Raw genomic sequence first — 8,128 nt, 5'->3', positions numbered from 1 at the left:
GACGGTGCAAGCATCGCCCTCGTACCAATTACAGATGTGGCTCATTTAGTCCACGGGCCGATCGCTTGTGCTGGTAATTCTTGGGGCAGTCGCGGTAGTCTTTCCTCTGGTTCCCATCTTTATAAAGTTGGGTTGACCACCGATCTGAGTGAAAATGATGTTATTTTCGGAGGAGAAAAAAAGCTTTATAAAGCTATTCTAGAAGTTGAAGAACGCTACAAGCCTGCGGCAGTCTTCGTTTATTCCACCTGCGTTACAGCCTTAATTGGCGATGATTTAGATGCAGTTTGCGAAACTGCTGCCAAGAAAACAGGTACTCCTATTATTCCCGTTAATTCTCCAGGCTTTGTCGGTAGTAAAAACCTCGGCAACCGCATCGGTGGCGAGGCATTATTAGAATATGTAGTCGGTACAAGAGAACCGGAATATACTACACCCTACGACATTAATTTGATTGGCGAGTACAATATTGCTGGGGAATTGTGGGGCGTTCTTCCCTTATTTGAAAAGTTAGGCATTCGCGTTTTAGCTAAAATTACGGGTGACGCTCGTTACCATGATGTCTGCGCTGCCCACCGCGCCAAACTTAACGTGATGATCTGCTCGAAAGCGCTGATCAACATGGGCAGAAAGATGGAAGAAAAATACGGTATTCCTTACATTGAGGAATCTTTTTATGGTGTAGATGACATGAATCGCTGCTTGCGAAATATTGCCCAAAAAATTGGCGATGCCGACTTGCAAGAACGCACGGAAAAATTAATTGCGGAAGAAACGGAAAAATTAAATATAGCTTTAGCACCTTATCGCGCTAGATTAACAGGTAAGCGCGTTGTATTGTATACTGGCGGTGTAAAAAGTTGGTCGATTATTTCCGCTGCCAAAGATTTAGGTATGGAAGTTGTTGCCACCAGTACGAAGAAAAGTACGGAAGAAGATAAGGCAAAAATTAAAGAATTGTTGGGTAAAGATGGTATGATGTTGGAGAAAGGCAACGCTGCCGAAATCCTCACAGTAATTGAGAAAACCAAAGCAGATATGTTGATTGCGGGAGGACGCAACCAATACACGGCTTTGAAAGCGAAAATACCTTTCCTTGATATCAACCAAGAACGCCATCATCCCTACTCAGGTTATTCAGGTATGGTGGAAATGGCGAGAGAATTAGATGAAGCTTTGTACAGTCCGGTTTGGGCGCAAGTTCGTCAACCAGCACCTTGGGAATTTTAGATTTTAGATTTTGGATTTTAGATTGGCAGAAGCTAGTAAAGTAGGGCGCGTCAAAGCAATAAAATTAATGATGTCTCCGAAAATTATCTATCTGAAACACCCTACAGCTTCAATCCAAAATCCAAAATCTGAAATCGAATAATCTTCAATCCAAAATCTAAAATCCAAAATCCAAAATCGAACGATGGCTACTGTAATCTCACCCAAAAAATCTGTTGCAATCAATCCAATTAAACAATCTCAACCTTTGGGTGCGGCGTTAGCATTCTTAGGTTTAAAAGGAACGATGCCATTGTTTCATGGTTCCCAAGGTTGTACGGCGTTTGCGAAAGTTTTGCTAGTACGGCACTTTCGAGAAGCTATCCCTTTAAGTACCACAGCGATGACGGAAGTCACGACGATTTTAGGGGGAGAAGAAAATATAGAAATGGCGATTTTAACCTTATTAGAAAAAGCCAAACCGGAAATTATCGGACTTTGTACGACTGGGTTAACGGAAACGCGAGGGGATGATATGGAAGGCATCCTCAGAACGCTGAAAAAACGTCACCCAGATTTAAGTAATGTACCTGTTATTTTTTGTTCGACTCCCGATTTTAAAGGCGCATTGCAAGATGGTTTTGCGGCGGCGGTAGAAGGTATTGTAAAAGAAGTGCCGATCGCAGCTGAAAAGCAAACCAATCAAGTTACCCTGTTAGTAGGTTCTGCGTTTACCCCAGGCGATGTAGAGGAAATTAAGGAGATCGTCACTGCTTTTGGATTGGATGCGATCGCAGTTCCCGACCTCTCGGAATCTCTTGACGGTCACTTATCCGATGGAGAGTATAGCGCCACAACAACGGGAGGAACAAGTTTAGCAGATTTGAAGCGTGTGGGTGCATCTGCTTTTACCCTCGCTTTTGGCGAAAGTATGCGGGGTGCGGCAAAGATTTTACAACAGCGATTTGGTACGGAATATCAAGTATTTTCGCGACTCACTGGATTGCAAGCGGTAGATGAATTTCTAATGAAATTATCGCAATTAAGTGAGTGTCCCGTTCCCGAAAAGTTTCGGCGTCAGCGTCGCCAGTTGCAAGATGCTATGTTGGATACTCATTTCTATTTCGGACGCAAGCGAGTATCGCTGGCGCTAGAGCCAGATTTGCTGTATTCAACTAGCATTTTTTTACAGGAAATGGGAGCGCAAATCCAAGCTGCTGTCACTACAACTCAATCTCCCGTACTGGAATCTCTTCCGCTTGAATCGGTTATAATTGGAGACTTAGATGACTTAGAAAAATTGGCAGTCGGTGCGGATTTATTAGTTGCTAATTCTAACGGTAAACGAGTTAGCAAAAAGCTAGGAATTCCTCTTTATAGGCAAGGAATGCCAATCTTCGATCGCTTAGGCAACGGTTACTTTACGACTGTTGGTTATCGCGGCACTATTGAGTTTTTATTTAATCTTGGCAATCTTCTCCTCGAACAAGAGGAATCGAAAGCCAAACACTAAAAAGGAGAGAAGCCATGAAAATTGCTTTTGCTACCAATGACTTAGTTCATATTGATGCCCATTTCGGCTGGGCAAAACAAATGGCAGTTTATGAAGTGTCGCCAGAAGGTTATGAATTTGTAGATAATCTGACTTTTGGTGGCGACCTGAAAGAAGATGGTAACGAAGATAAACTCGTTCCCAAACTGGAAGCTGTATCTGATTGCACGATCGTTTATGTCGCTGCGATCGGAGGAAGTGCAGCCGCCAGATTAATTCGCAAGCGGGTAACACCAGTTAAGTCAAAAAGTGAGGAGGATTTAATTACTGATGTACTCAACAAGTTAGTACAAACATTAAAGGGTAATCCTCCACCTTGGTTGCGTAAAGCACTCCAACAAAAGGAAGCTTCTTTTGAAGATTCCTTAGAGGAATAAACCAGATAAGTTTTTAGGGACGGGTTTAATGATATATCATGTCACTCCACAGGTTAGTAGGGGCGGGTTTAATGATATATCACGTTGCTCCACAAGCTAGCCAATTAAGCCCTCCCTTACGCCCCTACAAATGTAGATTTGTTCAACCAATTGACCTGAAGAGACGAGAGAAAATTACGATGACTGTAACAGAAACTAACTTGCCCCTAATTCAAACACCTTTCTTGCAAGAAATAGTGCGCCAAATTCGCGCCCAAGATAGCCTTGGTGTTTACCGTAGTTGGTCGGATGAGTTGATTATCAAGCCATTAATTCTTAGTAAAGAACAAAAACGGAAAATCTCGGTAGAAGGAGATGTCGATCCGGTAACGCAATTGCGAATCACGGCTTTTTATCGTGCGATCGCAACTCTCGTAGAACAACAAACTGGATTAATCTGTCAGGTAGTGATTAATTTAAGCCATGAAGGATTTGGCTGGGCTTTAGTATTTTCCGGTCGCCTTTTGGTGGTATCTAAAACTCTCAGAGATGCCCAACGGTTTGGCTTTGAATCGATGGAAAAACTAGCTGCTGAAGGTGAAAAACTTACCAACTCTGCTGTAGAATTAGCTAAACGCTATCGCGAAGTAGCAGAAGTTTAAATATCAATTTTAGGTTTGAGATTTGGGATTTATGATTTATGTCTATCCCAAATCTAAAATCCCAAATCTAAAATCTAAAATCGGTCGATCGCTCTTTGAGGTAACAAATTTATGGTGCAAGCAAACTTAAGCATTGAGGAACTGAAAACTCAAATTAAGCGCCTCAACAGCAAAGGTGGTCAACTAAAAATGGAACTTCACGATTTAGCAGAAGGTTTGCCCACCGATTTCGAGACCATCATGGAAGTAGCTGGCAGAACCTATGAGCTATTTCGAGAGTTAGACAACCTGAAAAAACAGCTAAAAGTAATGGAGTCAGCCCAATGACACAAGCCTTATCTGACTTTCAAAAAATCGTGGATGCTGAGGAATATTTCCAGTTTTTTCAACTTCCTTTCGATCCGCAGACTGTGAATGTTAATCGCCTGCACATTTTGAAGAAGTTCTCTCAGTACGTTAGTGAAATTGATGAGAACTATCCCAATATCGAACCGCAGGAAAAATTGGATAAGTACCGCGATGCTCTCTTAAAGTCTTATGAATTATTTTTAACTTCAACAGGCGTAGAGCAGAAACTGTTCAAAGTGTTCAATGAAAAACCCAAAAATGTCGTCTTACTCTCAGAAATTCAGTCTGACTAAGGAGAATTGAAGTGTTAAACCTTACACCTACTGAGTTAGAACGTTATCACCGCCAAATGATGCTCCCTGGTTTTGGGGAATCAGCACAACGTAAACTCCGCCAAGCAACTGTATTAGTCACGGGTGTAGGGGGATTAGGCGGTACGGCTGCGCTATATTTAGCGGTGGCTGGCGTAGGTCGATTAATTTTAGTTAGAGGCGGAAATTTACGCTTAGATGACATGAACCGTCAGATTTTAATGACGGACGATTGGGTAGGTCAACCCAGAGTAATCAAAGCTAAAGAAACGCTTTCTTCCATCAATCCCGATGTAGAAATAGAGGCGATTCCCGAATACGTTACCGCAGCAAATGTTGATTCTTTAGTGTTACAAGCGGATATCGCTCTTGACTGCGCTCATAACTTTGAAGAACGGGATTTATTGAATGCTGCTTGCGTGCGTTGGCGCAAACCAATGGTAGAAGCAGCCATGAATGGAATGGAAGCTTACCTAACTACAATTATCCCTGGCGAAACTCCTTGTTTATCTTGTTTGTTTCCCGAAAAACCGGAATGGGATAAACGCGCTTTTAGTGTTTTGGGAGCCGTTTCGGGAACGCTAGCTTGTCTGACTGCACTGGAGGCAATTAAGGTAATTACTGGAGTCGGAGAAACTCTATCGTCTAAATTATTAACGATGGATTTAGGTACTCTAAATTTTGCAAAACGTCGCTCTTATAAAGATTCCCATTGTCCGGTATGTGGAAATCACAAATGAGGGAATAGTGACTTTTGTAGCTTGGGTTGAGCTATTGCGAAACCCAACAACCCGATACACAGCGTTGGGTTTCGTTACCTCGACCCAACCTACAATTATTATCAAAATAGGAGGATTTTATGACGACTATGACGATTAATATGACTGAAAAAGCAGCATTTCGGCTTCGCACTTTCTTGAGAGCGACTGCTGCACAAGAAACAACTCCTGTACGCAAAGGCGTGCGCCTTGCGGTTGCTGATGGTGGTTGTAGCGGTTACGAATATAAAATGGATATCACCAGTAAACCAAAAGATGATGATTTGGTTGTGGAACAAGACTCGGTGCTTTTTTATGTCGATCGCAACAGCGCATCTTTATTAGAAGGACTTGTGATTGATTTCGTTGATGGTTTAATTGAGTCTGGATTTAAGTTTAGCAATCCTAACGCGACGGATAGCTGCGGTTGTGGCAAATCTTTCAAAGCTGGTGATTGCACTCCCGCAGGTGTTTCTTGCAGTTAAGGAAATGATAGTGCTTGGTCAACAATGAATGCTGAGTAATGAATACTTAATTCAAAACTCAAAACTGCTTTGCTTTAGTTTTTCTGTAAATTTTCACGATTTGGTATAGGACAATGGCTACTACCTACAAAGTGCGCTTGCAAAGTAAAAAGCACAAATTAGATACAGTAATTGATGTAGATGAGGATACTTATATTCTCAAAGCTGCTGAAGACGCAGGAATAGATTTACCATTCTCTTGTTCCGCTGGGTCTTGTTCTAGTTGTGTTGGAAAGTTGGTTGAAGGTCAAGTAGATCAGTCGGATCAAAATTTCTTAGATGACGAACAAATGGCTAAGGGGTTTGTTTTACTTTGCGTTGCTTATCCTAAATCTGATTGTACGATTCGCACGCATCAAGAAGCGTACCTTGTTTAAAGATTTACTGGTTCGACCCTAGAAACCGAGCTATTTAAAATTGCAGATTTAAAATATAACAATTTTTCAAATCTGCAATTTTACATTTAAAAGCTGAAATCGATAGAACTACATTGGATAATTTCCCATAATTAAAAAAGATTTAATTTCAGTTCGTTTAATTAAACACTTACCAAACAGAGGTGTTTTAAATGTGGAATCAAGGCTTTACAGTTTGTCTTTCTCCACTGGAGTTGCTAAAACCTGGAGAGCAGGGAATCGTGACTCGCTTTCGCGATGCAGATGAAAAGGTGCTTAACAAGCTAAATCAAATGGGGATTTGCCCCGGCGTTACTATTACGGTCGAACAGCGATTGCCTACCTTTTTAGTCAAAGCCGATCGGCATTGGCTAGAAATCGATCGAGTCCTCGCTCGATCGATTTGCGTTCGGTTAACTGATTCGCTTCTCTAAATTTACCTAACTTTAGTAGCCAACCATGACTAACTGCTAGTTTCCGTAGGTAAATTTTAATCAACCGCAACCATTACATCTGTTGACTTGATGATAGCATAAAGTTCTTTGCCTACTTCAATCCCCAGGCTTTCCCCTGAAGATTTTGTGATGATGGAAACTATTTCGACACCAGGAGAGATTTCTATGACTACTTCTGTATTAACCGCTCCTGGCGTAACCTGCTTTACCTTACCCTTGAGAGCATTACGAGCGCTAATTTTCATGTTTTTACCTACAATTTTCAAAATTTTTACGTTTTTATAATACCAGATGTTCTCTCTAGTTAGCGCCATGTAATTTAGTCAAAAGTTAAGGTTTGTTTAATTTTATTCTGCGGTCGATCGTTGCTAAATCAATTGGTAGCGTATATAGCAGAAAATCAAATGACAATCATTTACTTACTGGTCGAAAGCGCTGGTCGCCAACACCATAAAAAACATTTTCAACCATCCGAATACCTTTAGTTTTCCTGCTGAAACAGACCGGAAAATACTTTAAAATATCGTCTCTTTCCTTAGCACGTTAAACTTAATTTTGTGAGGTTATTGATGATGTCAGAGTAAAGTCTCTGCAAGCGAATATCGCCTAATTTTAGGTGTTTTGATAACTTATAGTAGGGGCAATTAAATTTTGCCTCTACTATTTACATTGGTCGTAAAATACATTAATTTTGTCTAAACATTAGATGTTTACTTTTTAATAAATATTTAAAAAAACCTAATGACAAATCCAAGACAATATGTATCAAATAAAAATTTTGTTTATTTTAATAATTATTTTATAATCTTCAGTAAAAACAGCTACAATAAGCCTGATTTTGGTGTTATTATATTTGCAGGGTTAAGTTGTTGCAATAAAAACTTGACCGAGCGCTATTAATTGAGGGAGATATTACGTGGTTTTAATCAAGTCTCCATCGAGCGATTGACAAATATGCCTAAAACCAAATATTTGTAAACAACGTGATTCTTCCTTGCTATCGAAGACAAATTCGATTCAATTTTTGCTGAAAAGCCAGTAACTGATTCAAGCTATTTTCTGTTTGAATTGGTCAATCAGTCTTCTGACAATAGCAGATTGCATCTGAGTCAAGTATGTTTTCATACTGACAAACATTGCAACAGCTTATAACCCTTTATTTGGCTGAACTCGACCAACTAAAAGGAGGACAATTATGAAGGCCAAAGATATTATGACCCAGGATGTAGCTACTGTTCGCGGTTCTGCAACTGTAGCTGAAGCCGTCAGGCTAATGAGGCTAAAAGAAGTCCGGGCGCTGATAGTAGAAGCTCGCGATTCAGAAGATGCTTACGGCATTGTTACCGAAACAGACGTTGTAGCGAAAGTCGTTGCTTATGGAAAAGATCCCAAAGATGTGCGCGTTTACGAAATTATGAGTAAACCCTGCATTGTCGTGAATCCCGACCTTAATTTGGAATATGTAGCGCGGTTGTTTGCTAATACTGGCGTATGGCGTGCGCCTGTCATTCAAGGTGACTTATTGGGTATCATTTCCGTCACCGATATTTTGAACAAA

At 40.7% G+C, this 8,128-nt stretch carries 12 protein-coding genes; 11 read left to right on the top strand and 1 reads right to left on the bottom strand.

The features are described from left to right. The 10 genes from nifE to H6S82_RS10785 form a co-directional block, all read left to right on the top strand. Positions 1 to 1,230: nitrogenase iron-molybdenum cofactor biosynthesis protein NifE (nifE, locus tag H6S82_RS10830; protein ID WP_191056215.1), on the top strand; the 1,230-nt coding region annotated here is incomplete at its 5' end. A 184-nt stretch (positions 1,231 to 1,414) separates the two neighbouring features. Further along, positions 1,415 to 2,722 carry a nitrogenase iron-molybdenum cofactor biosynthesis protein NifN gene (gene nifN / locus H6S82_RS10825; RefSeq protein ID WP_190462859.1) on the top strand — a complete coding sequence of 436 codons (1,308 nt, stop codon included), beginning with the start codon at positions 1,415 to 1,417 and terminating at the stop codon, positions 2,720 to 2,722. Between the two features lie 14 nt (positions 2,723 to 2,736). Continuing rightward, the gene (nifX, locus tag H6S82_RS10820; protein ID WP_190462858.1) at positions 2,737 to 3,138 is read left to right on the top strand and encodes a nitrogen fixation protein NifX; all 402 of its coding nucleotides are present in this window, start codon (positions 2,737 to 2,739) and stop codon (positions 3,136 to 3,138) included. 179 nt (positions 3,139 to 3,317) lie between these two features. Continuing rightward, complete coding sequence (locus H6S82_RS10815; RefSeq protein WP_190462856.1) at positions 3,318 to 3,779, top strand: NifX-associated nitrogen fixation protein; 462 nt, start codon at positions 3,318 to 3,320, stop codon at positions 3,777 to 3,779. A gap of 111 nt (positions 3,780 to 3,890) precedes the next feature. Then, positions 3,891 to 4,106, top strand: a complete 216-nt coding sequence (locus H6S82_RS10810; RefSeq protein ID WP_190462854.1) for a CCE_0567 family metalloprotein — start codon at positions 3,891 to 3,893, stop codon at positions 4,104 to 4,106. Next, positions 4,103 to 4,420 (top strand): nitrogenase-stabilizing/protective protein NifW, encoded by a 318-nt coding sequence (gene nifW / locus H6S82_RS10805; protein ID WP_190462852.1) that lies wholly within the window; start codon positions 4,103 to 4,105, stop codon positions 4,418 to 4,420. Before H6S82_RS10810 ends, nifW begins: the two co-directional genes overlap by 4 nt. Before the next feature lie 11 nt (positions 4,421 to 4,431). Continuing rightward, positions 4,432 to 5,178: a ThiF family adenylyltransferase gene (locus H6S82_RS10800; RefSeq protein WP_190462849.1), complete on the top strand. Its 747-nt coding sequence runs from the start codon at positions 4,432 to 4,434 to the stop codon at positions 5,176 to 5,178. Positions 5,179 to 5,297: 119 nt separating this feature from the next. Next, positions 5,298 to 5,681 (top strand): iron-sulfur cluster assembly accessory protein, encoded by a 384-nt coding sequence (locus H6S82_RS10795; RefSeq protein ID WP_322111856.1) that lies wholly within the window; start codon positions 5,298 to 5,300, stop codon positions 5,679 to 5,681. A 113-nt stretch (positions 5,682 to 5,794) separates the two neighbouring features. Then, on the top strand, positions 5,795 to 6,097 hold the full coding sequence (locus H6S82_RS10790; RefSeq protein ID WP_190462847.1) for a 2Fe-2S iron-sulfur cluster-binding protein: 303 nt from the start codon (positions 5,795 to 5,797) through the stop codon (positions 6,095 to 6,097). A 191-nt stretch (positions 6,098 to 6,288) separates the two neighbouring features. Beyond that, complete coding sequence (locus H6S82_RS10785) at positions 6,289 to 6,549, top strand: FeoA family protein (RefSeq protein WP_190462845.1); 261 nt, start codon at positions 6,289 to 6,291, stop codon at positions 6,547 to 6,549. Positions 6,550 to 6,605: 56 nt separating this feature from the next. Here the strand turns inward: H6S82_RS10785 and H6S82_RS10780 are convergent, their stop codons facing one another. Then, positions 6,606 to 6,884, bottom strand: a complete 279-nt coding sequence (locus H6S82_RS10780) for a molybdopterin-binding protein (protein ID WP_322111855.1) — start codon at positions 6,882 to 6,884, stop codon at positions 6,606 to 6,608. A gap of 881 nt (positions 6,885 to 7,765) precedes the next feature. Between H6S82_RS10780 and H6S82_RS10775 the strand changes: the two genes are divergently transcribed. Then, positions 7,766 to 8,128: CBS domain-containing protein (locus tag H6S82_RS10775; protein WP_199317879.1), on the top strand; the 363-nt coding region annotated here is incomplete at its 3' end.

The sequence above is a fragment of the Planktothrix sp. FACHB-1355 genome, from assembly GCF_014748295.1.
In the GTDB taxonomy this organism is placed as follows: Bacteria; Cyanobacteriota; Cyanobacteriia; order Cyanobacteriales; family Aerosakkonemataceae; genus Aerosakkonema; species Aerosakkonema funiforme_A.
This window is presented reverse-complemented; position numbering and strand designations above follow the sequence as displayed.

Excerpts from the sequence above, each read along its gene's own strand:
- H6S82_RS10785 (WP_190462845.1), top strand. The coding sequence starts at position 6,289 with ATGTGGAATCAAGGCTTTACAGTTTGTCTTTCTCCACTGGAGTTGCTA.
- H6S82_RS10810 (WP_190462854.1), top strand. The coding sequence starts at position 3,891 with ATGGTGCAAGCAAACTTAAGCATTGAGGAACTGAAAACTCAAATTAAG.
- H6S82_RS10815 (WP_190462856.1), top strand. The coding sequence starts at position 3,318 with ATGACTGTAACAGAAACTAACTTGCCCCTAATTCAAACACCTTTCTTG.
- H6S82_RS10780 (WP_322111855.1), bottom strand. The coding sequence starts at position 6,884 with ATGGCGCTAACTAGAGAGAACATCTGGTATTATAAAAACGTAAAAATT.
- H6S82_RS10790 (WP_190462847.1), top strand. The coding sequence starts at position 5,795 with ATGGCTACTACCTACAAAGTGCGCTTGCAAAGTAAAAAGCACAAATTA.
- H6S82_RS10795 (WP_322111856.1), top strand. The coding sequence starts at position 5,298 with ATGACGACTATGACGATTAATATGACTGAAAAAGCAGCATTTCGGCTT.
- nifX (WP_190462858.1), top strand. The coding sequence starts at position 2,737 with ATGAAAATTGCTTTTGCTACCAATGACTTAGTTCATATTGATGCCCAT.
- nifN (WP_190462859.1), top strand. The coding sequence starts at position 1,415 with ATGGCTACTGTAATCTCACCCAAAAAATCTGTTGCAATCAATCCAATT.
- nifW (WP_190462852.1), top strand. The coding sequence starts at position 4,103 with ATGACACAAGCCTTATCTGACTTTCAAAAAATCGTGGATGCTGAGGAA.